This window comes from Nonomuraea sp. NPDC005983 (assembly GCF_040614375.1).
Lineage (GTDB): Bacteria > Actinomycetota > Actinomycetes > Streptosporangiales > Streptosporangiaceae > Nonomuraea.
The window spans coordinates 1-23345 of sequence record NZ_JBEXUP010000134.1 but is presented as its reverse complement, the minus strand read 5'-3'; the positions used below and the strand labels follow the sequence as shown (position 1 = coordinate 23345).

At 70.2% G+C, this 23345-nt stretch carries 24 protein-coding genes, 1 tRNA gene and 1 riboswitch; of the genes, 9 read left to right on the top strand and 16 right to left on the bottom strand.

Going from position 1 to position 23345, the window contains the following annotated elements; translation table 11 throughout:
* Positions 1-210: 210 nt before the first annotated feature.
* The 4 genes from ABZ297_RS37660 to ABZ297_RS37645 form a co-directional block, all read right to left on the bottom strand.
* On the bottom strand, positions 211-2721 hold the full coding sequence (locus tag ABZ297_RS37660) for an FtsX-like permease family protein (RefSeq protein ID WP_355356493.1): 2511 nt from the start codon (positions 2719-2721) through the stop codon (positions 211-213).
* A gap of 1 nt (position 2722) precedes the next feature.
* Positions 2723-3475, bottom strand: a complete 753-nt coding sequence (locus ABZ297_RS37655; protein WP_355356491.1) for an ABC transporter ATP-binding protein — start codon at positions 3473-3475, stop codon at positions 2723-2725.
* A gap of 155 nt (positions 3476-3630) precedes the next feature.
* On the bottom strand, positions 3631-4269 hold the full coding sequence (locus ABZ297_RS37650; protein WP_355356495.1) for a response regulator transcription factor: 639 nt from the start codon (positions 4267-4269) through the stop codon (positions 3631-3633).
* Between the two features lie 29 nt (positions 4270-4298).
* Entirely contained in the window at positions 4299-5477 is a 1179-nt protein-coding gene (locus tag ABZ297_RS37645) for a sensor histidine kinase (RefSeq protein WP_355356489.1), read from the bottom strand.
* Between the two features lie 506 nt (positions 5478-5983).
* On the opposite strand from ABZ297_RS37645, the gene ABZ297_RS37640 reads away from it, so the two are divergent.
* From ABZ297_RS37640 to ABZ297_RS37630, 3 genes are all read left to right on the top strand, one after another.
* A complete protein-coding gene (locus tag ABZ297_RS37640) occupies positions 5984-6583 on the top strand; it encodes a hypothetical protein (RefSeq protein ID WP_355356487.1) in 600 nt (199 codons plus the stop codon).
* A 162-nt stretch (positions 6584-6745) separates the two neighbouring features.
* Positions 6746-7690, top strand: coding sequence for a 2-hydroxyacid dehydrogenase (locus ABZ297_RS37635; RefSeq protein ID WP_355356485.1), 945 nt, complete (start codon positions 6746-6748; stop codon positions 7688-7690).
* Between the two features lie 68 nt (positions 7691-7758).
* Positions 7759-8757, top strand: coding sequence for an HNH endonuclease (locus ABZ297_RS37630; protein WP_355356483.1), 999 nt, complete (start codon positions 7759-7761; stop codon positions 8755-8757).
* A gap of 3 nt (positions 8758-8760) precedes the next feature.
* Here ABZ297_RS37630 and ABZ297_RS37625 read toward each other — a convergent pair.
* Together ABZ297_RS37625 and bcp are read right to left on the bottom strand one after the other, a co-directional pair.
* Positions 8761-8843, bottom strand: a tRNA-Leu gene (locus ABZ297_RS37625).
* 192 nt (positions 8844-9035) lie between these two features.
* Complete coding sequence (gene bcp / locus ABZ297_RS37620) at positions 9036-9509, bottom strand: thioredoxin-dependent thiol peroxidase (protein WP_355356481.1); 474 nt, start codon at positions 9507-9509, stop codon at positions 9036-9038.
* Between the two features lie 148 nt (positions 9510-9657).
* Here bcp and ABZ297_RS37615 point away from each other — a divergent pair, with 148 nt between their 5' ends.
* Positions 9658-9981, top strand: a complete 324-nt coding sequence (locus tag ABZ297_RS37615; RefSeq protein WP_355356479.1) for a DUF3618 domain-containing protein — start codon at positions 9658-9660, stop codon at positions 9979-9981.
* A 104-nt stretch (positions 9982-10085) separates the two neighbouring features.
* Here the strand turns inward: ABZ297_RS37615 and ABZ297_RS37610 are convergent, their stop codons facing one another.
* Positions 10086-11279, bottom strand: coding sequence for an amino acid deaminase/aldolase (locus ABZ297_RS37610; RefSeq protein ID WP_355356477.1), 1194 nt, complete (start codon positions 11277-11279; stop codon positions 10086-10088).
* A gap of 126 nt (positions 11280-11405) precedes the next feature.
* On the opposite strand from ABZ297_RS37610, the gene ABZ297_RS37605 reads away from it, so the two are divergent.
* Both ABZ297_RS37605 and ABZ297_RS37600 read left to right on the top strand, forming a co-directional pair.
* A complete protein-coding gene (locus ABZ297_RS37605) occupies positions 11406-12017 on the top strand; it encodes a DUF6286 domain-containing protein (protein ID WP_355356475.1) in 612 nt (203 codons plus the stop codon).
* The gene (locus tag ABZ297_RS37600; protein WP_355356473.1) at positions 12017-12517 is read left to right on the top strand and encodes a hypothetical protein; all 501 of its coding nucleotides are present in this window, start codon (positions 12017-12019) and stop codon (positions 12515-12517) included. The genes ABZ297_RS37605 and ABZ297_RS37600 overlap by 1 nt, the downstream gene beginning before the upstream one ends.
* Positions 12518-12534: 17 nt before the next feature.
* Here ABZ297_RS37600 and ABZ297_RS37595 read toward each other — a convergent pair whose 3' ends face one another.
* The 9 genes from ABZ297_RS37595 to ABZ297_RS37555 form a co-directional block, all read right to left on the bottom strand.
* Entirely contained in the window at positions 12535-12792 is a 258-nt protein-coding gene (locus tag ABZ297_RS37595) for a Txe/YoeB family addiction module toxin (RefSeq protein ID WP_355356471.1), read from the bottom strand.
* Entirely contained in the window at positions 12789-13049 is a 261-nt protein-coding gene (locus ABZ297_RS37590; protein WP_355356469.1) for a type II toxin-antitoxin system prevent-host-death family antitoxin, read from the bottom strand. Before ABZ297_RS37590 ends, ABZ297_RS37595 begins: the two co-directional genes overlap by 4 nt.
* A 50-nt stretch (positions 13050-13099) precedes the next feature.
* The gene (locus tag ABZ297_RS37585; protein ID WP_355356467.1) at positions 13100-14476 is read right to left on the bottom strand and encodes an L-serine ammonia-lyase; all 1377 of its coding nucleotides are present in this window, start codon (positions 14474-14476) and stop codon (positions 13100-13102) included.
* A 54-nt stretch (positions 14477-14530) separates the two neighbouring features.
* The gene (gene gcvH / locus ABZ297_RS37580; protein WP_355356465.1) at positions 14531-14920 is read right to left on the bottom strand and encodes a glycine cleavage system protein GcvH; all 390 of its coding nucleotides are present in this window, start codon (positions 14918-14920) and stop codon (positions 14531-14533) included.
* On the bottom strand, positions 14917-16002 hold the full coding sequence (gene gcvT, locus ABZ297_RS37575; protein WP_355356463.1) for a glycine cleavage system aminomethyltransferase GcvT: 1086 nt from the start codon (positions 16000-16002) through the stop codon (positions 14917-14919). Before gcvT ends, gcvH begins: the two co-directional genes overlap by 4 nt.
* A 130-nt stretch (positions 16003-16132) precedes the next feature.
* A riboswitch (glycine riboswitch) is annotated at positions 16133-16230 on the bottom strand.
* Between the two features lie 75 nt (positions 16231-16305).
* Complete coding sequence (locus tag ABZ297_RS37570) at positions 16306-16995, bottom strand: gamma-glutamyl-gamma-aminobutyrate hydrolase family protein (protein ID WP_355356461.1); 690 nt, start codon at positions 16993-16995, stop codon at positions 16306-16308.
* Positions 16996-17007: 12 nt separating this feature from the next.
* Entirely contained in the window at positions 17008-17772 is a 765-nt protein-coding gene (locus tag ABZ297_RS37565) for a 3-oxoacyl-ACP reductase (RefSeq protein WP_355356459.1), read from the bottom strand.
* Between the two features lie 5 nt (positions 17773-17777).
* Positions 17778-19181, bottom strand: coding sequence for an aldehyde dehydrogenase family protein (locus ABZ297_RS37560; protein WP_355356457.1), 1404 nt, complete (start codon positions 19179-19181; stop codon positions 17778-17780).
* Positions 19132-20502, bottom strand: a complete 1371-nt coding sequence (locus tag ABZ297_RS37555; protein WP_355356455.1) for a glutamine synthetase family protein — start codon at positions 20500-20502, stop codon at positions 19132-19134. Before ABZ297_RS37555 ends, ABZ297_RS37560 begins: the two co-directional genes overlap by 50 nt.
* Positions 20503-20692: 190 nt before the next feature.
* Here ABZ297_RS37555 and ABZ297_RS37550 point away from each other — a divergent pair, with 190 nt between their 5' ends.
* From ABZ297_RS37550 to ABZ297_RS37540, 3 genes are all read left to right on the top strand, one after another.
* The gene (locus tag ABZ297_RS37550; RefSeq protein WP_355356453.1) at positions 20693-21412 is read left to right on the top strand and encodes an FCD domain-containing protein; all 720 of its coding nucleotides are present in this window, start codon (positions 20693-20695) and stop codon (positions 21410-21412) included.
* A gap of 102 nt (positions 21413-21514) precedes the next feature.
* On the top strand, positions 21515-22261 hold the full coding sequence (locus tag ABZ297_RS37545) for a hypothetical protein (RefSeq protein ID WP_355356451.1): 747 nt from the start codon (positions 21515-21517) through the stop codon (positions 22259-22261).
* A gap of 4 nt (positions 22262-22265) precedes the next feature.
* Positions 22266-23090, top strand: a complete 825-nt coding sequence (locus ABZ297_RS37540) for a hypothetical protein (RefSeq protein WP_355356449.1) — start codon at positions 22266-22268, stop codon at positions 23088-23090.
* Positions 23091-23345 lie beyond the last annotated feature (255 nt).

Below are 23345 nucleotides of genomic sequence, written 5' to 3'. Positions count from 1 at the left end.
CGGCGGCCGCGGCGCCCCGGGGGGCGGGGGGGGGGGCCGCGCCGCGGGCCGCCCGGGCGGCCCCCCCCCCCCCCGGCGGTGGTCGGCCGGGCGTTGCCCCCGTTGAACGCCCGGCCGGGGAGGTGCGGGGCCGCGGGGATGCAACTCGCCGTTGCGGCCCCGCACGGTCTCTATCCCGATTTATCGACCCTTATCGGGTCGCGGGGGTATTTATCCGGTAGCTAGCGAGCCGACGATCGAGGCGCGGGCCGCGCGGCGTGCCGGCAGCACCGCCGCGAGCACTCCCGCCAGCCCCGACAGCACCACGAACAGCGCGATCTGCGACACCGGCGCCGCGAACACGGCGTCCGTCACCATCGCCCGCATCGCCGCCCACGCGTACACGCTGCCGAGCACCACGCCGACCAGCGCCCCGATCAGCCCGAGCACCAGCGCCTCCAGCGAGAGCATCCGCCGCAGCTGCGGCCTGGTCAGCCCGAGGGCCCGCAGCAGCGCCGACTCCCTGGTCCGCTCGTGCACCGACAGCGACAGCGTGTTCGCGATACCGAGCAACGAGATGAGGATCGCCAGCCCCAGCAGCCCGGTGATGATCATGAGCAGCATGTCCAGCGTCTCGTCGAACTGCCCGCGCACCTCGGTCGAGCTGCTCACCTGGACCGCCGGGTAGGCGGCTGCCGCCGCGTCCACGACCTTGCGGGCCTGCTCGGCCGGCACGCCGTCCCGGATGTTCACCATCACCTGAGCGTCCGGCAGCGTCCCGAAGTACTCGTCGAACTGTCGCTCGCCGACGGTCAGCGCCGCCAGCGGCGCGTTCTCGCCGGTGTAGACGGCGGCGACCTTCAACGTGACGGTGCCGGCCTTGGTGGTGCGCACCGGCAGCGTGTCACCCACCCGCACGCCGAGCCGCTCGGCCGCGTTGTCGGCCACCGCCACCTGCCCGGAGCCGAGAGCGCTCATGGACCCCGTCGTGACCTGCGGCTTGATCGGGCCCTTGAACGTGCCGACCTCGTACCGCCCCTTGTCGAGCTCGACCTCGGTGCCGCGGATCTGCACCACCGAGGCCAGCTCGGGCCGGGCCCGCAGCCCGTCGCCGACGGTGCGAGGGATGGCGGCCTCTCCGGCCTGCGTGACGAGCGCGTAGTCGACGGGGAACTGGCGGTCCAGCTTGGCGTCCATGGTCACCCGCATGGACGCGGTGATCACCGAGATCAGCGTCATCAGGGTCACGCCGACGGTCAGCGCCACGGTCGTGGTGGCGGCGCGCCTGGGATTGCGTCCGGAGTTGTCGACGGCCAGCCGTCCCGGCACGCCGAACAGCCTGCGAGGCAGCCACCCGACCAGCGCGCTCAGCGGCTTGACCAGCACCGGCCCGAGGATCAGCACCGCCAGGAAGGTCAGCGCGCCGCCGCCCATGACGACGAGAAGAGAGGTCTGCTCGCCCGGCTTCATGACTAGCGCGCCGACCGCGGCCGCCCCCAGCCCGGCCAGCACGAAGATCGCGGCGAACAGCGCGCGCAACGCGCCCGTGCGGAACGTCTGCTCCTCCACCTGCGTGCGCAGCGCCGCCATCGGCGCGACCCTGGTCGCGCTGCGAGCGGGCAGCAGCGCCGCTCCCACGGTCACCGCCAGGCCCAGGACGAGGCCGATCACGACCGTCGCCGGAGCCAGCGTGACGGCGGCGTCCGTCGGCAGCGGGACGTCCAGTGAGCCCAGCACCAGCATCGTGAGCGACCCAAGGCCGTACCCCGCCAGGAGGCCGAGCACCGAGGAGAGCAGCCCCACCACCAGCGACTCGATCAGGACCGAGCCGAACACCTGCCCGCGGGTGGCCCCGATGCAGCGCAGCAGCGCCATCTCCCGGGTGCGCTGGGCGACCAGGATGTTGAAGGTGTTGTAGATGACCAGCGCGGCCACCAGCATCGCCACCAGGCCGAACAGCAGTAGCCCGATCGACAGCGTCTCGACCTCGACACCGGCCGCCGAGGCCAGGCTGTCGGCCAGTTCGGCGCCGGTCTTGACGACGGCCCCGCCGCCCACGGCCGCCGCCACAGTCTGCTTGAGCCGCGCGGGGTCGGCGCCCGCGACGTCGATCTCGTGGTAGCCCTTCGCGCCGGTCATGCGCTGCGCGGTGGCGGTGGTGAAGCCGAGCGCGCCGGTGTAGGCCAGCTCCTGGTCCACGCCGGGGTCGAAGAGTCCGACGAGCTTGAACGGGTGCTTGCCCTGCTTGGTGTCGAGCACCGTGATCGTGTCGCCGACGTGGAAGCCCTGGGCCTTGGCGGTGTTCTTGTCGAGCACCGCCGCCTGGTCGTCGGACCCCGGCCCGGTGCCGCTGACGATCGAGGTGCGGTTCAGCGGCCCCGTGACGACGGAGACCGCCGTCGTCGGGATGTACCTCCCGACCACCTTGCCGTCCTTGCCCAGCAGCGGCGCGGGGCCGCGCACGAGGCCCCGCGCGTCGGTGACCCCCGGCACCGCGCGCACCCGCTCCAGCGTGGCCTCCGGTAGCACCGCGTCGGACTTGCCGGATTCGGCCTTCTTCGCCAGGACGGCGACGGCGACCTTGTCCGCCTCCGCCGTGACCCGCTGCGAGAACCCGGCCTTGATGGTGTCGGTCAGCACGAAGGTGCCCGCGATGAAGCCCACGCCCAGCGTGATGGCCAGGGACGTGAGCAACAGCCTCAGCTTGTGCGCGCGCAACCCGGCCAGCGCCGTCTTCAGCACCTCAGGCCTCCAGCTTCATCAGCGTGTCGAGGACCGACTGCGGCGACGGCGCGGTGATCTCGCTGACCAGCTCGCCGTCGCGCAGGAACACCACGCGGTCGGCGTAGGCGGCGGCCACCGGGTCGTGCGTGACCATGACGATCGTCTGCCCCAGCTCCCGCACCGACGTGCGCAGGAACGACAGCACCTCGGCGCCGCTGCGCGAGTCCAGGTTGCCCGTCGGCTCGTCCGCGAAGATCACCTGCGGCTTGCTGATGAGCGCCCTTGCCACGGCGACCCGCTGCTGCTGGCCCCCCGACAGCTCGGTCGGCTTGTGGCCGAGCCGGTCCTTCAGCCCGACGGTCTCGATCACGCGGTCGAACAGCAGCTGGTCCGGCTGGCGGGCGGCGATCTCCAGCGGCAGCCGGATGTTCTGCTCGGCGGTCAGCGTCGGCAGCAGGTTGAACGCCTGGAAGATGAAGCCGATCCGCTCCCTGCGCAGCAGCGTGAGCTGCTTGTCGTTGAGCCCGGTGAGCTCCACGTCCCCGATGTGGACGGTGCCGGACGTCGCCGAGTCGAGCCCGGCCAGGCAGTGCATCAGCGTCGACTTGCCAGAGCCGGAAGGCCCCATGATGGCGGTGAACGCGCCCGTGGCGAAGGCGACGTCCACGCCGCGCAGGGCGTGGACCTGCGCGTCGCCCTGGCCGTACACCTTGGTCAGGGCTCTGGCCACCACGGCGGGAGGCGCTTGGCGCCGGGTCTCGGTCAGGGTCACGTTCACTCCTAGCGTCCTTCTGGAACCGCGTCCTTCTGGAACCGCGTCCTTCTGGAACGTCGTCATGTCTGGAACGCGACCAACGCTATGAGTGGAATGTTCAGGAATTATGGGTCTCAGGGAGGGACTTGGTGTAGGCCCTGAGATGACCCCGGTCAGCCTTTCGGCCGATGGGACGGCACCACCAGGCCCGCCTCGTACGCGTACACCACCACCTGGGCGCGGTCCCGCAGCCCCAGCTTGGCCAGCACCCGGCCCAGATGCGTCTTCACCGTCGCCTCCGCCACCTCCAGCCGGGCGGCGATCTCCAGGTTCGACAGGCCACGGGCGACCATGAGCAGCACCTCACGCTCGCGCGGAGTCAGCTCGTCCGTCTCCGCCAGCTCCTCCGTGGGCAGGTGCGCGGCGAACCGGTCCAGCATCCGCCTGAGCGTGCTCGGCGACATCACCGCGTCGCCGTCGTGCACCGATCTGATCGCCGTCACCAGGTCGGCGGGCGGGACGTCCTTCAGCAGGAAACCGGCGGCCCCCGCCTTGATCGCGGAGAACGCGTACTCGTCCAGGTCGAACGTGGTCAGGATGAGGACCTTCGGGCCGTCGATCCGGCGGGTCGCCTCGACGCCGTCCATCCTCGGCATGCGGACGTCCATGAGCACCACGTCCACCTCGGTGCGCTCCAGGATCTCCAGCGCCGCGACCCCGTCGGCGGCCTCGGCGACCACCTCGATGTCCGGTTGGGCGCCCAGCACCATCCTGAACCCGGCGCGCAGCAACTCCTGGTCGTCGACGAGCATCACGCGTATCTTCACCGGCCGTACCTCCTCTACGCCGCCCTGGGCTGGGGCACGGGCAGCCGTGCCAGCACCTCGAACCCGCCGCCCGGCCTCGGCGCGGCCGAGACCGCTCCGCCGTACATGCCGACCCTCTCGCGCATCCCGACCAGCCCGTGCCCGTTCGGGCTGCGGGGCGCCGCCGCGCCCCTGCCGTCGTCGGTGACCCTGACCACCAACTCGGCTCCGCCGTAGTCCAGCTCGACCAGCGCGCTGACGGCCGGACCGCCGTGCTTGAGCGCGTTCGTCAGGGCCTCCTGGACGATGCGGTACACCGCGAGCTGCTGCCCCTCCGGCAACTCGCCCGGCGCTCCGCGGGTGCGCAGCCTCGCGGGGACCCCTGCACCGCGCACCAGTTCCTCCAACTGCGCCAGGCCGGGCTGCGGCAGGTAGTCGGTGCTGCCGCCCTCGTTCTCGCGCAGCACGCCGACCAGCCTGCGCATCTCCGCGAGCGCCTCGCGTCCGGTCTTGGAGATGTTCTTGAGGGCCAGCCGCGCCTGCTCCGGGTCGCTGTCGATGGCGTAACCCGCGCCGTCGGCCTGCACCACGATCACGCTCACGTTGTGGGCCACCACGTCGTGCAACTCCCTGGCGATCCTGGTGCGCTCGGCCGCGGCGGCCATCCTGGCCTGCTGGTCGCGCTCCCGTTCGGCCCGTTCGGCCCGCTCCTCCAGGCCCTCCAGGTAGCGCCTGCGGGTGCTGGCGTACAGGCCGGTCAGCCAGACCGTCACGACGAAGATCGAGCTGCTGAAGAACATGCCGAATGTGGGCTGCTCCCACTGCACCACAGCCAGGAAGGCACCCAGCTCGGCCACCAGGCCCGCGGCCAGCGCCCATCGCAGCGAGCACTTGTGGGCCACCGACCAGAGCGCCACCAGCACCGCGATGTTGGCGGGCAGCGGGTTCACCTGCGCCAGCCACTGCCCGAAGCTGATCAGCGCGACGGCGGCGAAGGCGGTCAGCGGGCGGTCCCGCTGCCACAGCAGCGGGACCAGCAGCAGCGCCGACAGCACCAAGTAGCCGGTGAGCCCCGGGTAGCCGTCGCCCGCTGTGGGGACGTTCGTCGAGTACGGGATGGCCAGCAGCAGGCACAGCGCGGCGAGTGGCGCCACTCGCAGGGCGTCCATCAGCTTGCGGTGGCTCGTGGTCCACACTCGTACCCAGCCGAACACATCATCACGATATGTAAGGGTTGCTGGCGTATGGTCCGCCTGAAGGGGGAAGTTGGTGTACGACCCAAGTCTTACATGGGTGGGTCTTACGCGGGCCTTACGGGAGATTCGGCACTCTTGTCGATGGGAGCGCCCTCGCGGGCGAGTAAAGGGAGATCGTGATGGCGGATCATGATCGCGACGCTGGGTCGCGCGGCGAAGAGGAAGCGCCGCGCGACCCGGCCCCTGGAGCCACCGCCTTACCGGACCCCACCGGCACCCGTCCCGCGCCGGACGCGTCACCGGCGACGGAACCCACCGATCCCCAGCCGATACCCCACGCGCAACCGGGCCCTGAGGCCGCATCCGAGCCGCCCGACCCCGCGCACACCCGTGACTCCGCCGACCCTGCAGATCTGTCCGTCGATCTTGCCGATCCGTCTGCCGACGCTGTACGCGGGTCTGCCGACCCTGCGCACACCGTCCCAGGCGCGTACGCGTCGACCGAGGTCCGGGCGGTGTCTCACATGCCAGGGTCCGGGACGGCTGCCGGAACCCCCGGTGCGTCCCACGGCACGCAGGGACCGCAGGAGGGGGCGGCCCCTGGAGCGCCAGGATCGCAGGCCGGTGCGGCCTCTGGACCGTCGGGACCGCAAACCGGGGCGGGCGCGGGAGCCTCGGGGCCGCAGACGGGTGCTGCCTGGGCCGGTTCGCGGCCGCCGCGGTCGGACGCCTTCCGCGACTTCATCCGGCAGAAGCCGGCGCAGATCATCGGTGCAGGGCTGATCGGGCTCGTCATCGGCGGGCTGCTCGGCGGCGGAGCGGTGGCGCTGGTCGGCGGCATCGCGCACCGCAGCATCGGCTACGCCCACTGGGAGGGCCGCGGCTGGGGCCCGCACCGCGGCCCCGTCCACCGCTACCCGGACCTCCCCGACTGCCGTGCTGTCCCGGGCGGCACCTACTGCCGTGACCAGGGCCCCTACGGCTACCCGCCGTACCCGGTGCCCACGCAGTGGCCGACAATGGCGCCCAAGCCCCTGCCCACGATCATGCCCTCGATCATGCCCTCGGTCATGCCCTCGGTCATGCCCACGTCGCCCCTGCCCGTCCCGACCCGGACCGGCTAGCAACCGCAGCGGCCCCACCTGCGCCTGCCCATCTGTGGTGATCATCGTGGGCCGGGGTGGTGCAGGCTCGCGGCGGCTCCTACCTGGGCCTTTCTGAGGTTTCCCCGTCCGGTCGAGGGCAATGACAGGGGAAGTCCCAGAGGCGGCAGAGCGGGGGGAACCGTGACAGACCGCGACGACGAGACGGGGCGCCCGGAAGATCGCACCATCCTGGCGCTGGTGCCCGAAGAGCGCGGCATGGCCGTCCTGTCGGCCCTCGATGGTGTCAGGCCCCTGCTCTACAACCTCACGGACCCCCTGCCGGACGAAGCCGCGGACGCCGAGGTCATGGTCGTCCCCTCGGGCCCGGTGGACGAGATTCTGGCGATCATCGGCGGCCTTCGCTCCCTCCGCCTGGTCCAGACCCTGAGCGCCGGCACCGACGAGTGGGAGGGCCGCCTGCCGGACGGAGTGGGCCTCTCGAACGTCCGGGGCGTCTTCGGCCCGCCCGTGGCCGAGTGGACGGTCGCCACCCTCTTGGCGGTCTACCGCGACCTCCCGTCCTTCGCCGCCGCCCAGAGGCTCGCCACCTGGCAGGAGCACGACACGGACACTCTGGACGGCAAGCACGTCCTCGTCCTCGGCGCGGGCGACCTGGCGACCAACCTGAGAGCCCGCCTGACCCCCTTCGGCGTCGACACCACGCTGATCGCCCGCCACGCCCGCGAGGACGTCCGCGCCATGACGGACCTCCGGACCCTCCTCCCGGAGCAGGACGTGGTCGTGATCATGCTGCCCCTGACGGAGACGACCCACCACCTGGTGAACGAGCGCTTCCTGGCCCAGATGCGCGACGGCGCCATCCTCGTCAACGCGGCCCGCGGCGCCATCGTGGACACGGACGCGCTGGTGGCGGAGGCCAGATCGGGCCGCCTCCGCGCCATCCTCGACGTGACGGACCCGGAGCCCCTGCCGTCCAACCACCCTCTGTGGCACATCCCGGGAGTCTTCATCACCCCGCACGTCGCGGGCGACGTCCACAACGCCGACGACCGCGCCTGGCGGACAGCAGTCGCCCAGATCGCCCAATACGCCAACGGCAACCAGCCTGCCAACCTGGTGACCTGATCTATTTCAGCTTCCTGGCGCCATTTCCGCCGCCAGGAAATGTCTGTCACCGTCTATACGCTGGCCGCGTGTCGCGTGCCGATATCTCCCCGGAAGAACTGGCCCGATGTGTGAGTCAGGCCAGGTCGATGGCCGAGGTGCTGTCGATGCTCGGGCTGAAGAACTCCGGTGGTCGCCGCGCCGGAATCCGGCGGAGAATAGACGAACTGGGCCTTGACATCACGCATTTCCGGCGCATGGCTTGGACGAAGTACACGCCCGACGTCCTGGCTGAGGCGGTGGCCGCTTCGACGAGCGTCTACGGCGTTCTGGACCACCTTGGAATTCCTCGCAGAGGTGGCGCTCATTCCCACATCGCCCGAAGGATAAGAGCGGCAGGTATCGATATATCGCACTTCTCCCATGTTCCGGGTGCGGAATTTTCCTCCTATGGGCGATTCGACCGCGACACCCTCGTCGAGGCTGCAAAGGAGGCGCAGAGCATGAGGGATGTCCTTAAACGCCTGCTGCTGCCCGACCATGGCAGGGTCCGAGAGGAGATCCGCCGCCAGCTTCGTGAATACGGCATCGACGAACCCGCCCGCTTCCGGCGGCTGCATCTGGAGGAGGGAGTCGTCCGGGCCGCCGCTGAAGCTTCGCGTTCCGTGGCCGGAATGATGCGCTTCATGAAGCTTCCGGTCAATGAGACCAACAGACGGCGTGTCCTGCGATGCCTCCGACGCTATGGGGTCGACACCTCGCATTTCTCTCGCGAGTTGTCGAGTTCGCTGCTCAGTCGGCCGCGCAGAGATCCGGCGGCGGTGCTCGTGGAGCGTCCTCGTGATACCGGCCGCACCCCGGGGGCGGCCCTCCGCCGCGCGCTCGTCCACATCGGAATTCCCGCGGTGTGTGCGAAGTGCCAGGTCGGAGAGGCATGGCAGGGTGAGCCGTTGACGTTGGAGGTCGATCACATCAACGGCAATCCGCTCGATAACCGCAGGGAGAACCTGAGATTCCTCTGCCCGAACTGTCACTCGCAGACGGCGACATTCGCCGGACGTAACCGTGGCCGCCAGACGAATCGTTAGATGTGCGGGCGGGGGGACTCGAACCCCCACAGTGTCACCACCAACAGGACCTAAACCTGCCGCGTATGCCATTTCGCCACGCCCGCGAAGTTCCCGCCATGGCGGGCCTCGGCTAGTTTAGCGCCACACTGGCACGCGGCAGCACTGAGTTTGATCAGCGATGTGGGGTCTTCACCCGCGCATCTCGCGGCATTACCCCCGGCTATGAAGGGCGTGCGAACCAGGCGCGAGTCGGCCGCTCGCCGGGCGCGGGCCCTCCGGGGAGGGCCCGCGGGGTGTCAGGTGAGGCCGAGCTTCTTCTTGAGGGACGCTACGTGGCCGGTGGCCTTCACGTTGTAGAGCGACTGCTCGATCTTGCCGTCGGCGTCGATGACGAAGGTGGAGCGGAGGACTCCCACCACCTCCTTGCCGTACAGCTTCTTGGTGCCGTACGCGCCGTACGCCTTGTGGACCTGGAGGTCGGGGTCCGACAGGAGCGGGAAGGTCAGGCTGTCGCGTTCGACGAACTTGGCCAGCTTGTCCGGCTTGTCCTTCGACACGCCGAGTACTGCGAAACCTTCGGCGGTGAGCTGGGCGAGGTTGTCGCGGAAGTCGCAGGCCTGCTTGGTGCAGCCTGGCGTCATCGCGGCGGGGTAGAAATAGAGGATCACTCGCTTGCCGCGGTAGGCATCGAGGGAGATGGTGGCGCCGTCGGCTGCGGGTAGCGTGAACTCGGGCGCGGCGTCGCCGGGCGCGAGCTTGGTTTCGGTCATGGGCCCTCCAGAGTTCGTCCTGCAAAACCTACCTGGCTGCCCGCCGTGCCGTACGGCACGGCGACCTGACAGACTGATCACGACCAGCGCCGACGGGTCCGCTCGAAGGCGGAGGGGGCCCGCCACGAGCGTGGTCGAAAGGAGAGTCATGGCTGACACCGACCCCGATGAGCTGGAGCGGCGGATCGCGCGGACGCGGGCGGAGCTGGCGCAGACTGTTGACGCCATCGCCGACCGGGTGAGTCCCAAGCGTGTCGCCGAGCGCACGGTTGCGGACGTGAAGACCAGGGCGGGGCATTTCGTGGCGTCGGTCGGCGACGCCATCGGGATGACGCCGCGGCCCGCCGAGGGCGGGGAGGCGGAGCGGCTGTGGGATGAGGAGCCGCCTAGCCTCGCGCCGGTGCTGATCGGCGTGGGCGCGGTCCTGGTGATCGGCGCGGCCATCGTCCTGTTCCGGCGCCGCCGCCGCTGACCCCGGGGTTCGGGGCCAGACGGAGGAGGCCTCGGGGGAGGGTCCGGGCCTGAGGGGAGGGGCGGCCGCCGAGAAGGGGCGGCCGCCGGCCTCGGTGGCGGGGGTCAGAGGAAGGTTCGGCCTTCGCCTCGGTAGGTCGGCACCGAGTCCACCAGGGTGTCGCCGTCGATCAGGTGCAGGGTGTCGAAGCGTTCGCACAGCTCGCCGGCTTTGGCGTGCCTGAACCAGACCCGGTCGCCGATGCGCAGGTCCTCGGCGGGGCGGCCGAGCAGCGGGGTCTGGACCTCGCCCGCAGCCTCGTCGGCGGTGTAGCGGAGCCCGGCGGGCAGGTACGGCTGCGGCAGGCGGGTTGGCCCGGGCGGCCCGGACGCCAGGTAGCCGCCCCCCAGGACGGTCACGACGCCGGGCGAGGGCAGGCGGACGACCGGGAGGGCGAACAGCGCCGCCGGGTGGCCGGTGAAGCCGCGGTAGAAGTCGAACAGCCGCGGGTGGAAGAAGCCCGAGCCGGCCGCGACCTCGGTGATGGCCTTTTCACGGACCGTCCGCTCGATGGAGCCGGTGCCTCCGCCGTTGACGAACTCCAGGTCGCAGAGCTCGCGGACGGCGTTCACGACGCGTCCGCGCCGCAGGACGAGCTCCCTGGCCGATCTGGCCTGTATGAGCCTGATGGCGCGGGCGTAGGCGGGGTGGCCGGGAGGAGCGTCGCCCACTCCCGCGATCTGGGCCTCGTACGCCATCAGCCCGACGAGCCGGAGGCCGGGGCGTTTGGCGATGTCGGCGGCCAGGTCGGCGGCCTGGTCGGGGTCGCGCACGGGTGAGCGCAGCGCCCCAACCCGAAATTTCCCACCAAGGGCCACATATCCGGCGTCGATGTCGATGGAGATCCGGATCTCGTGCCGAGGGTGTACCTCGGAGATCGCCGTTTCCAGATAGTCCAGGTGGCCGGGCGAGTCGACGGTCACCGTGATCTCACTCGCCGCCCTGGCGTCGGCCGCCAGCGCGGCGAGCGCGTGCCTGTCGGCCGTGGGGTAGGCCACGAGGACGTCGCTGAACCCCCGCTCCACCAGCCAGAGCGCCTCCGGCAGGGTGAAGGCCATGACGCCGCGGAAGCCGTCCATGGCCATGATCAGTTCGAGTACCTGCCGTGACCTGATCGACTTGCTCGCCACCCGGATCGGTTTGCCTCCTGCCCGCCGGACCATGTCGGCGGCGTTGGCGCGGACGGCGGCCAGGTCGAGGAGCGCGAACGGCGCCTCGAGTGTCGCCGTCGCCTGGTCGTAGCGCTGGCGGTCATCCATATCAGCAGCGTATCGGCAGGGCGCCCAGTTGAACATGAGGGGAGTTCATATCTCTTTGGGCGTCCGTAATGATCCTGCAAACCGGCGGCGGGGGCGCGGCCCTGTCGATGCCCGGCACGTGTACCTGTGGACGATGTGATGACCGCGTTCCAGCAGCTACTGCCAGGTGCCGTGCTCGCCGCGCACGAGACTCCACGCCGCCGGGCGAACCGCGTGCTCCGTCCGGCCCGCACTCCGGCGGGAGTCGCCGTGGCCTTCGCGGTCACCGTCGGGCTCGGTCTGACGGCCGCCGAGGTGGTCTCGGCACTGGTCGGCAACCCGCTCGGCTGGGTGCCGGTGGACGAGGCGATCGCGGCGGCCCGGCGATCGTCCTGGGTGGAAGTGTCGTTCTGGGCGCTCGTCATGGCGTTCGCGGGCGTGGTGATGCTGCTGCTCGCCGCCGTCCCCGGCCGGTCGCGGCTGGTGCCGGTCGAGACGTCCGACGCGCGGATCGTCATCGGGATCACCCGCATCGGCCTGCGCCGCACGCTGCGGGCGGTCGCGCAGGAGGTGGAGGGCGTGGAGAAGGCCCGCGTCAAGCTCCTCAAGCGGACGATCGAGGTCACGGTGGTGACCGGCCCGGAGAGCTCGGGGGCCATGCTCAAGCAGGTGGGCACCGCGGTGGGGGACCGGCTGGCCGGTGTCGGCACGCTGGCCAGTGGCGAGGTCGTGGTGCGGCTGCGCAGGAGGGGGATCTGATGAGGCAGTACCCGGGCAACCGCATCGGGCTGGCCGTCGTCGGTGCGCTCCTGCTGCTGGCGGGCGGCTTCACCTGGCTGCGGGGCAAGGACCGGATTCCCGGCCTGTCGCCACGCGCCAGGTTGCTGCCGGACCGCACGGCGGCGGCGGCCGCGGACAACCCCTGGACCCTGTGGCTGCTGGCGTTCCTGATGATGGTGCTGGCCCTGGTGGCGCTCCGATGGCTGCTGCTCAGCCTCGGCTGGGGCCGCAGGGGCGCCCGCACGGGCACCGGCACCGCGATGCTCTGCATCGGCCTGAAGGACGTGGACGGGCTCAGCCACGCGGCGGTCCGCGTCGTGGGCGACGCCGACAGGCTGCGCATCGGCTTGAGCTGCCCGTCCTCGGCTGACGTCGGCGCGGTGGTGAGCAAGCTGGACCGCGACATCGTGGGCCGCATCCGGCGCGAGATCCGCGACGACGAGGTGGGCGCGGTCGTCAGGCTGCACGTCCGCCGCTAGCACTCGGTTGACGGTGTCTACTCGTAGTGGTAGCGGGCCTGCAAGATGATGATCTCGTCATCTGCGGCCAGGTACACCAGGCGATGCTCATCGGTGATGCGCCGCGACCACGCGCCTGCCAATGCGTATTTGAGCGGCTCGGGCTTGCCGATGCCCTCGTACGGATCGCGCACGACGTCCTCGATGAGGCGGTTGATCCGCTGGAGAAGCTGTCGGTCGGCTGTCTGCCAATGGATGTAGTCGTCCCAGCCCTGGCTGGTGAACGCGACCTTCACCGAGCGCCCTCGTCGCCGAGCAGTTCGTGCCGCTCGTAACGCCCCTCGACCGCCTCCTGGTAGGACTCGATCAACCGGCGTGCGTTGGCGGGGGAGCGGAGCAGATAAGCCGTCTCCTGGAGGGCTTCGTACTCCTCTGCGGCCACAAGGTAGGCGTTACCGCTCTTGGAGACGATTTCCACGGCGGTGCGGTCGTTGTTGACCTCTTCGATGAGCGGGAACAGACGACGGCGAGCCTCGCTGGCAGTGATGGACACGATCCCCCCTCGCAAGTGGTACAGCATTACGGTACCACTTGCGAGGTCGATCAGCACTCGATCACGTTGACGGCCAGGCCGCCTCGCGATGTCTCCTTGTACTTGTCCAGCATGTCCGCTCCGGTCTGGCGCATCGTCTTGATGGCCTTGTCCAGGGCGACGAAGTGGCGGCCGTCGCCGCGGAGCGCGATGCGGGCCGCGGTGATGGCCTTGATGGACGCGACCGCGTTCCGCTCGATGCACGGGATCTGGACGAGGCCGCCGATCGGGTCGCAGGTCAGGCCGAGGTTGTGCTCGATGCCGATCTCGGCGGCGTTCTCCACCTGCTCAGGGGTGCCGCCCAGGACCTCGGTGAGGCCGGCCGAGGCCATCGAGCAGGCCGAGCCGACCTCGCCCTGGCAGCCCACCTCGGCGCCGGAGATCGAGGCGTTCTCCTTGAACAGGACGCCGATCGCGGTGGCGGTGAGCAGGAAGCGGATGATGCCCTCGTCGTCGGCGTGCGGGACGAACCGGCTGTAGTACGTCAGAACGGCGGGGATGATGCCCGCCGCGCCGTTCGTGGGGGCTGTGACGACGCGGCCGCCCGCAGCGTTCTCCTCGTTGACGGCCAGCGCGAACAGCGAGACCCAGTCCATCACGTGCAGCGGGTCCCGCTCCGAGGACTCGGCCTGCAGGCGGCGGTGGAGCTGGTTGGCGCGGCGCTTGACGCGCAGGCCGCCCGGCAGCACGCCTTCCTGGGCGATGCCCCGCCGTACGCAGTCGGACATGACCCGCCACAGGTTCAGGATCCCGGCGCGGATCTCCTCCTCGGTGCGGCCGAAGGCCTGCTCGTTCCGCATCATCAGCGCCGAGATGGACAGCCCCGTGTTGGAGCAGTGCTTGAGCAGCTCCTCCCCGGTCGTGAAGGGGTAGGGCAGGACGGTGTCGTCGGGTTTGATCCGGTCGGCGCCCGTGGCGTTCTCGTCGACGACGAAGCCGCCGCCCACGGAGAAGTAGACCTTCTCCCGCAGCTTCTCGCCCGAGTCGGAGAACGCGGTGAACCGCATGCCGTTCGGATGCTCGGGGAGCGTGATCTTGCGTTCGAAGACGAGGTCCTCGCCGATCACGAACGGGATCTCGCGGGTGCCGAACAGCTTGACGGTGCCGGAGGCGCGCATCTCGGCGAGGCGGGCGTCGATGCCGTCGACGTCCACCAGTTCGGGCTTGTCGCCCGACAGGCCGAGCAGGACGGCCTTGTCGCTGCCGTGCCCCTTGCCGGTCAGCCCGAGCGAGCCGTACAGGATCGTCTCGACGCGCGCCGTCCGCTCCAGAAGGCCGTCGTCGCGCAGGCCGCGGGCGAAGCGGTGCGCGGCGGCCATCGGGCCGCCGGTGTGCGAGCTCGACGGGCCGATGCCGATCTTGAAGAGGTCGAAGACGCTGATCGCCATTGATGTGCGCCCTTCAGAAAGGCCGGGGCCCAGGTCAGGACCCCGGCGGGTGGGTCAGGACTCGCCTGAGGTGAGCGCCGTGTACTCCTCGGCGGTGAGCAGGTCCTCCGGGTCGCCCTGGACGCGCACACGGAACATCCAGCCCTCGCCGTACGGGTCGCTGTTGGCGAGCGACGGGTCGTCGATGATGGCCTGGTTCACCTCGACGATCTCACCGCCGACAGGGGTGTAGATCTCGCTCACGGACTTGGTGGACTCGACCTCGCCGATCGAGTCGCCCGCCTCGACGACCGAGCCGGCCTCCGGAAGCTGCACGAAGACCACGTCCCCGAGGGCCTCGGCGGCGAAGGCCGTGATGCCGATGGTCACCGTGATGGCGTCCTCAAGACCGGACACCCACTCGTGCTCCTTGGTGTAGCTCAGCTCGTCAGGGATGTTGCTCACTTGTTCCTCCTGTAAAAGGGCAGCTCGATCAGGTCCACGGGTTCATGGCTGCCCCGGATGTCCACGGCCAGACCTTCATTGACCCCGGCGTCGACGTAGGCGATCGCGATGGGCTTGCCCAGGGTCTGGGATGGCGCACCGCTGGTGACCTCGCCGACGACGGCTCCGTCCTTGGTGACCGGGTACCCGTGTCGGGGCACCCGGCGGCCCCGCGCGACCAGCCCGACGAGCCTGCGCCGCGGCGCGTCGTCCTTGACCGCCTCGAGCGCCGACCTGCCGACGAAGTCGCCCGGCTTGTCGAATTTCACCACTCTGCCTAGCCCCGCGTCGAATGGGGTCAGCTCCGCGGAGAGTTCGTTGCCGTACAGCGGCATGCCTGCTTCGAGCCTGAGGGTGTCGCGGCTGGACAGGCCCGCGGGCAGCAGGCCGTGCGGCGTGCCCGCCTCGGTCAGGGCGTGCCAGAGCGGCACCGCGTCCTGGTTGGCCACGAACAGCTCGAAACCGTCCTCGCCGGTGTAGCCGGTGCGGGCGATCAGCGCCTGCCGGCCGTCGACCAGCGCGGGCAGGCCCGCGTAGTACTTGAGGCCGTCGAGGTCGGCGTCGGTGAGCGTGGCGAGAATCTGCTGCGCGCGCGGCCCCTGCACGGCGATCAGCGCGTACTGCTCGGACCGGTCGTCAACCACCGCGTCGTACGACTTACCGCGATTTATCAGCTCATTCGCGACTTTTTCATAGTTGGAGGCGTTGGCCACCACCATGAACTCCTCGTCGCCCAGCCGGTAGACGATCAGATCGTCCAGCACCCCGCCCCGCTCGTCCACGATCATCGTGTACCGGGCGCGGCCGGGGGCCAGCGCCGACAGGTGCCCCACCAGCGCGTAGTCGAGCGCCTCGGCCGCCTGCGGGCCGGTCACGAAGATCTCGCCCATGTGCGAGAGGTCGAACAGCCCCGCCGCCTGCCGGACGGCGTTGTGCTCCGCGGACTCGCTGCCGTAGCGCAGGGGCATGAGCCAGCCCGCGAAGTCGGTCAGGGTCGCGCCGAGGCTCTCGTGGACGTCTCGCAGCGGTGTGGGTCGGGACATGTGTCGCACCTCAGGGCAGAGTCGGATGCCAGCATCCTCCCCCTCTGTCATCGATGCCTGAGAGATTCGCCCGAGTTTTGCCGGACTTTCACCTTCGGCGAGGCCAACCGGCCTGCTTTCCAGAGGTCACCTCGTCCGCGCGGTCCTTTGCCTTGAGAGGTTCGCGGGGAGGGCTTGCTCCTTCAGGGGCCCTGACCGGCTGTCAGGACGCTCTCCCGCACGGGTTCGTCGGTGTTGCCCGCCAGCCTAGTGCCGTCGCGGGGCTCTTGTCGCGTACGTCCGGGTTCGTAGCCCGGCCAGGGGTCAGCAGGCCGCCACCAGCGCCTCGAACAGCGCTTCGTCCTCAGACGCCTCAGGATGCCACTGGACGGCCACCGCGAACGGGTACGGGTCCAGCTCGACCGCCTCGACGGTCCCGTCGTCGGCCGTGGCGGTCACGGTGAGGCCGGGGCCGAGCCTGTCGACGGCCTGGTGGTGGTAGTGCATGACCTCCAGGGGCTCCGGGCCCAGCGCCTTGGCCACCCGGCTGCCCGGCACGGGTGTGACAGGCAGCGGGCCGAACGTGCCGGGCGCGGGGGAGTGGCCGGAGTGCCCGACCACGTCAGGCAGGTGCTGGTGCAGGGTCCCGCCGAGCGCCACGTTCAGCATCTGGAGGCCACGGCAGATGCCCAGGTAGGGCAGGCCCGCGTCGAGCGTGGCGGACAGGACCGCGAACTCCGCCTCGTCCCTGAAGTCTCTGACGAAGCCGGTGCGCTCGTGCGGGCTCTCACCGTAGAGGGCGGGGTCGATGTCACCGCCGCCCGCCAAGATCACCCCGTCGAGCCGCTGTACCACCGAGGCCGGGTCGCCTGCCGGGGGCAGGATCACGGGCTGGCCACCGGCCCGCACCACCTGCTCCACGTACATGTACGGCAGCAAGGCCACGGGCAGCTCCCACACGGTGAACCGGGCGGGTTCGACATAGGACGTGATGCCGATGACGGGACGGCGCATGACAGCTTCTCCTTACAGCGGGGTGACGTAGGCGCCGGAGATCCCGCCGTCGACCAGGAAATCCGAGCCCGTGATGAACGAGGCGTCGTCGCTGGCCAGGAACGCGACGGCGGCGGCGATCTCGGACGCCTCGGCGAACCGCCCGACCGGGACGTGCACCAGGCGGCGCTGCGCCCGCTCCGGGTCCTTGGCGAACAGCTCCTGGAGCAGCGGCGTGTTCACCGGCCCCGGGCAGAGCGCGTTCACCCTGATGCCCTCGCGGGCGAACTGCACGCCCAGCTCGCGCGACATCGCCAGCACCCCGCCCTTGGACGCCGTGTAGGAGATCTGTGAGGTCGCCGAGCCCATCACCGCGACGAACGAGGCGGTGTTGATGATGGACCCCTTACCCTGCCGCCGCATGTACGGGATCGCGTGCTTGCAGCACAGGTACACGCTCGTCAGGTTCACCTCCTGGACGCGCCGCCAGGCGTCGATGCCCGTCTCCAGGATCGAGTCGTCGTCGGGCGGCGAGATGCCCGCGTTGTTGAACGCGATGTCCACGCTGCCGTAGGTGTCGAACGCCGTCTGGTACATCCGGGCGACGTCGTCCTCGCTGGTCACGTCGGCCCGGACGAAGAGGCCGCCGACCTCGGCCGCGGCCTTCTTGCCCGCCTCCTCGTCGACGTCCACGCAGACGACCCTGGCGCCCTCCTCGGCGAACCTGCGGGCCGTGGCCAGGCCGATGCCGCTGCCCGCGCCGGTGATGACGGCGACGCGGTCCTGCAAACGCTGCATGTGTTTCACTCCGTTGAAATGAAGACGTTCTTGGTCTCGGTGAACGCGGCCAGGGCGTCCGGGCCGAGTTCCCGGCCGAGGCCGGACTCCTTGAAGCCGCCGAACGGCGTCCAGTAGCGCACCGAGGAGTGCGAGTTCACCGACAGCGCGCCCGCCTCGACGGCCCTGGCCACCCGCAGCGCCCTGCCGACGTCGCGGGTCCAGATGGAGCCGCTCAGGCCGTACCGGGTGTCGTTGGCGATCCGGACGGCTTCGGCCTCGTCCGCGAAGGGCACCACCGACACCACGGGTCCGAAGATCTCCTCGGTGAACGTCCGGTCGGTGACCCGCGTGGTCAGGACCGTGGGCGGGAACCAGTAGCCCTTGCCGGTCGGGCAGTCGCCCTGCAGGTACGGCGTGCCGTCGACGAAGCCGCGGACCCGCTCCAGGTGCTCGGCGCTGACCAGGGGGCCCATCTCGGTGGCCGGGTCGAGCGGGTCGCCGACCCTGACCTTCCGCACGGCCTGCGCGAGCAGGTCGAGGAACTCGTCGTGGATCTCGGCCTGGACGAGGATCCTCGACCGGGCGCAGCAGTCCTGGCCGGAGTTGTCGAAGACGGCGTAGGGCGCGGTTCTCGCCGCCTTTTCCACGTCAGAATCGGCGAAGACGATGTTTGCGGATTTGCCGCCTAGTTCGAGGGTGATGCGCTTGACGTGCCTCGCGGCCTTTGCTGCGATCTCTTTGCCCACCTCGGTCGAGCCGGTGAACACGATCTTGGCGACGTCCGGATGTTCGACCAGGCGGGCACCCGCGACCTCCCCTGCGCCAGGCAGGACCTGGAGCACCCCCTCGGGGAGGCCCGCCTCCAGGGCCAGCTCGGCCAGCCTCAGCGCGGTGAGCGGGGTCCACTCGGCGGGCTTGACGATCACCGTGTTGCCCGCCGCGAGAGCCGGGGCGACGCCCCAGCTCATGATGAGCATCGGGAAGTTCCACGGCACGATCACGCCGACGACGCCGAGCGGCTCCTGGAACGTGATGTCCACGCCGCCGGGCACCGGGATCTGCTTGCCGTGGTTGCGCTCCGGCGCCCCGGCGTAGAAGTGCAGGACGTCGCGGACGCTGCCCGCCTCCCACGTCGCGTTGCCGATCGGGTGGCCGGCGTTGGCGAGCTCCAGCCGCGCCAGCTCCTCGCCGTGGGCGTCCACGACGTCGGCGAACCTTCTGAGCAGCCGCGCCCGATCGCCGGGAGAGACGTCACGCCAAGCCGGGTACGCCCGCCTGGCACGCTCCACGGCCCGGTCGACCTCCGCCGTGTCGGCCAGTTCGACGTCGGCGATGACCTCTTCGGTCGCGGGATTGATGATCTTCAATGCAGGTCCTTCACATGCGCTCGAATCCGCGGAACAGCTCCCAGTCCGTGACCGCCGCATCGAAGGCGGCCAGCTCGATCCGGGCGTTGTTCGCGTAGTGCTCCACCACGTCCTCGCCGAAGGTGTCGCGGGCCAGTTTCGCCCCCTCGAACAGGGCCAGCGCGTCCCGCAGCGTGTGCGGGACGGTCTCGGCCCCCGAGGCGTAGGCGTTGCCCGTGAACGCGTCCTCCAGGGGCAGCTCGTTGTCGATGCCGTACAGGCCGGCCGCGATCAGCGCCGACACGGCGAGGTAGGGGTTGACGTCTCCGCCCGGCACCCGGTTCTCCACCCGCAGCGAGTGCCCGTGGCCGACGAGGCGGAGCGCGCACGTGCGGTTGTCGACGCCCCACTTGATCGCGGTCGGGGCGAAGCTGCCGGGGACGTACCGCTTGTAGGAGTTGATGTTCGGTGCGTAGAGCAGCGTCAGCTCGCGCAGGCAGGCGAGCTGCCCGGCGACGAAGCTCGCGCCCATCGGCGACAGGCCGTGCTCGCCGTCGCCCGCCATGACCGGTTCGCCGTCGAGGCCACGGAGGCTGATGTGGATGTGGCAGGAGTTGCCCTCGCGCTGGTTCGGCTTGGCCATGAAGGTGATCGACTTGCCCTCCTGGGCCGCGATCTCCTTGGCGCCGTTCTTGTAGATCGAGTGGTTGTCGCAGGTGCGCAGCGCCTCGTCGTAGCGGAAGGCGATCTCGTGCTGGCCGAGGTTGCACTCGCCCTTGGCCGACTCGACGTACAGGCCCGCACCCGCCATCTCGCGCCGGATCCGGCGCAGGAGCGGCTCGACGCGGGCGGTGCCGAGGAGGGAGTAGTCGACGTTGTAGAGGTTGGCGGGGGACATGTCGTGGTATGCCCGCTTCCACGCGTCCTCGTAGCTGTTCTCGTAGACGATGAACTCCAGCTCGGTGCCGACGTACGCGGCCAGGCCGCGCTCGGCGAGCCGGGCGAGCTGCCTGCGCAGGATCTGGCGCGGCGAGGGGGCGACGTCCTCGCCGCTCTCCCAGGCCAGGTCCGCCATGAGCATGGCGGTGCCCTCCTGCCAGGGGACGCGTCTCAGCGTCGACAGATCGGGCTTCATCACGAAATCGCCGTAACCTCGTTCCCATGACGACATCGCGTAGCCCTCGACCGTCGTCATGTCCACGTCCACAGCGAGCAGGTAGTTACAGCCCTCGGAGCCGTGGTGTAGCACCTCGTCCAGGAAGTACCGCGCGGACAGCCGCTTGCCCTGCAATCTGCCCTGCATGTCGGCGATCGCGAGCAGGACGGTGTCGATCCGCCCGGCCGCGGCCTCGACCCGCAGCTCCTCGACAGTGAGGAAGCCGGCGGTGGATCGCTCACTCACATTTGCTCCCCGACGCGCTTTCCCGTTGATTGGGCTAGTCTCAGACCATTGAGGTGCATGGTGGGATCGCTTGTCAAGACCTGAGGACACCTTGGACGATTCGGACGGGTTGGCGGACGGGTTGGCGGACGGGGCGGCGCGGCGAAGTGGAGGAGCCCGGGGTGAGAGCGCGGCGAAGCAGCAGGCTGCCATGACGATGAATCCGTTGACGATGCTCAGGCCCGTCAGGGCGGGAAACGCCTTCGAGGAGACCGTGGAACGGCTGCTCCAGGCGATCAAACTCGGCGTGGTGGGGCCCGGCGAGAAACTGCCGCCCGAGCGCGAGCTGGCCGTGCAACTCGGCATCAGCCGGGTCACCCTGCGCGAGGCGATCCGCGCCCTCCAGGAGGCGGGCTACCTGGACGTCCGGCGCGGACGCTACGGCGGGGCGTTCGTCACCTACGTCCCGCCCCCGCCTGGGCAGGGCGACCTGCGCAAGGCCGTCGCCGACATGGGGCTGGCCGACCTGTCCGACGCGCTCACCTTCCGCATGGCCGTGGAGTGCGGGGCCGCCGAGGTGCTGGCGACGTCCGAACTCACCGACGAGCAGCAGGCGCTGCTCCGCCGCAGGCTGTCGGAGCTCAACGAGGCCGGTGTCGAGGACTACCGCCGCCTCGACACCGCCTTCCACCTGTCGATCGCGGAGCTGACCGGCTCGCCCCTGCTCGCCACCGCCTGCGCCGACGCCCGCCTGCGGGTCAGCGACCTGCTCAACGCCATCCCGATGCTTCACGTGAACCTCGAGCACGCCGCCGTCCAGCACCAGGCGATCGTGGCCGCCATCCTCGCCGGCGACCCTGACGCGGCCCGCCGCGCCGTCGCCGAACACCTGGAGGGCACGGCCGCGCTCCTCCGTGCCTTCCTGTCCTGAACCGCACGCGCCTCTTGTAGGGCTCTACCGGTCCTTGACGGTCATAAGGCAACCACGCGGCATCACACGACCGGAACGGCTCGTACCATCAGTTTCTAGGTCATGAGTAACTGGTTGCAGCAGAGCATTGTCGACACGGGACGGCTGCCGCTGTTCTGTTACTTCGTCGCGCTCATCGTCGCCTTCGTCGCCACCCGTATCAACGTCCGGCTGATCAGGGCCAAGGTGGGCTGGTTCCGCAACGTCAGCGTGGGTGAGATGCACATCCACCACGTGGTGTTCGGCGTCGTGCTCATGCTGATCGGCGGCGTCGCCGGGTTCGTGCTGTCGGCCGGGTCCCAGATCGGGTACGCCGCCGCCGCGTCCGTCTTCGGCGTCGGCTCCGCGCTGGTGCTCGACGAGTTCGCGCTGATCCTGCACCTGCACGACGTGTACTGGGAGGAGGAGGGGCGGACCTCCGTCGACGCGGTGTTCATCGCGGTCGCGGTCACCGCCCTGCTGCTGATCGGGCTGCGCCCCCTCACCTGGGACTACGGCCCCCTGGTCAACCCGGCCGCGCTGATCGTCGGCAACCTGCTGCTGGCCGTCGTCACCCTGCTCAAGGGCAAGATCTGGACGGGGCTGGTAGGGCTGTTCGTCCCGGTCCTGCTGCTGGTGGGCGCGCTTCGGCTGGCCCGTCCCGGGTCGCCGTGGGCTCACTGGTTCTTCATCGGACGCTCCCCGCGCAAGCTGGCCAAGGCCCTCCGCCGGGAGGAGCGCTGGCGGCGTCCGGTGATCAAGGCCAAGATCGCCTTCCAGGAGTTCGTCTCCGGCCGCCACGACCTTCCCTCCACCCGCCGCCATACTTGACCCCATGCCGCCACCCCCCTGGCAGGACGTCCGGCCCCCCGACCCGCACGCCGGCCCCGGCGCGGGGCAGGAACCACAGGGCCCCAGCCCGCACGACGGTCCTGGTTCGCTCGACGGCCCCGGTCCGCACGACGGGTCTGGCCCGTTCGATGGCCTCCAGGGCGTCGCGCGGCGACTGCTGCCGGTCGCACTGCCTCACGGCCTGGCGCTGGCTGGAGGGCATGCGCTGCGGGCCCACGGCTTCCCCGCCTGTCCCGGTGCGGACCTCGCCTACGCCACCGCCGCCGAGACGCCGCTGGCCGAGGTGGCGGAAGCAGCCGCGCGGACATTCCGCGGCACCGGCCTCGACGCGACGGTCACCGCCCTCGCCTCCCTGACAGCCCGCCTCCACGTCACCGATCCGGAGACCGGCCAGGGCTGCGACGTCGACGTGCTGCGCGAGGCACTCCAGCAGCCACCGGCCCGGTGCGGCGACCTGTGGGTGGTCGGCCTGGAGGACGCGGTCGGGCTCGGCATGCGGGCCCTGCACGAGCGCTGCCTCGCCCGCGACCTGATCGACATCGCATCGGTCGCCGGGCTGTACTCCCGCCGCGACCTCGAACACCTCGCCAGGCCGCACACGGAGGACTTCTCGCCGCACGAACTCGCCGCCCGTCTGGAGTTCGCGGACCAGATCGCCGACGAGGCCTTCGAAGCACACGGGCAGGCCCCCGAGCGGATCGTCGAGATCCGTCGGTTCGCCACGTCCTGGGTGGAGGACATCAAACTCCGCCGCGCCGACGACGGAGACACCGACTACGACGACCCCGACCTCCCGGACATCGACTGAAGGTTCCGGACGCCGACCAAGGCCTCGGCCATGACGTCGACTGACGGGGTTGCGCTTGGGGTCGCCGTTGAGCGCCAGGTCCTGGGTGGGCACCTGGACGGCGAGGGTGTGCACGTTGTAGCCCTTGGTGGTGTCCTGGCCGACCTCTGACAGGTTGCCGCCTTGACGTGCTCCTCCACATGAATGTGGAGGATTCCTGTGCTGCTTACGCAGCAGCTCGCAGCGCGGGCGCGGGCGAGACTGTGGGACAGGATG